This is a genomic window from Mesorhizobium sp. M0522, assembly GCF_040321085.1.
GTDB lineage: Bacteria > Pseudomonadota > Alphaproteobacteria > Rhizobiales > Rhizobiaceae > Mesorhizobium.
On record NZ_JAMYQW010000100.1, the window covers coordinates 1 to 780 of the forward strand.

Annotated in this window: 1 protein-coding gene; it reads left to right on the forward strand. The window is 61.5% G+C overall.

The genetic code is table 11. The features are described from left to right. Positions 1–780: IS110 family RNA-guided transposase (locus tag NKI58_RS35445; protein WP_352854538.1), on the forward strand; the 780-nt coding region annotated here is incomplete at both ends.

Here is a 780-nt window from a genome sequence, read left to right on the forward strand (position 1 = left end):
TCTGCATCGAAACACGTCATGTGAAAGCATTCCTGAAGGCGCAGCCGAACAAGACAGATCGCAATGATGCGCGCGGCATAGCCCAGATGATGCGGGTCAACCTATTCCGCCCGGTGCACATCAAGACGCTGACGAGCCAGAAGCGCCGGGTGCTGCTGACGGCCCGCAAGATCTTGCAGGAAAAGGCGATCGCGATCGAGAACGACATCCGCGGTCTTCTGCGCAACTTCGGGCTCAAGGTCGGCGCCGTGGGAACGGCGAAGTTCGAGGACCGCATCCGTGAGCTTGTCGAATGCATGCCCGATCTCGAACAGATCATGGAGCCACTGCTGGCCGCCAGGCGGAAGCTGCGCGAGGAATTTGCGCACCTGCACAGACAAGTGCTGGCGATCGCCAGGGGCGATGCTACCTGCCGGCGCTTGATGACGGTCCCTGGTGTCGGCTCCATAGTGGCGCTCGCGTACACCGCGACGATCGACATTCCACAACGGTTCAGAAACTCCAAGGCGGTAGGGCCGATCCTGGGGCTGACACCGAAGCTCGACGAGTCCGGCGAAAGCAAGCGCGTTGGAGGCATCTCACTCTGCGGGGACGGCATGATGCGAACATTGCTCTATGAAGCAGCCCAAGTCATGCTGACGCACGTGAAGAAATGGTCATGGCTGAAGGCCTGGGCGATGAACGTCGCCAAGCGGCGCGGCTTGCGCAGGGCGATAGTCGCGCTCGCACGTCGCCTGGCGGTCGTCATGCACCGCATGTGGCTGGACAACAGCGAGTTCC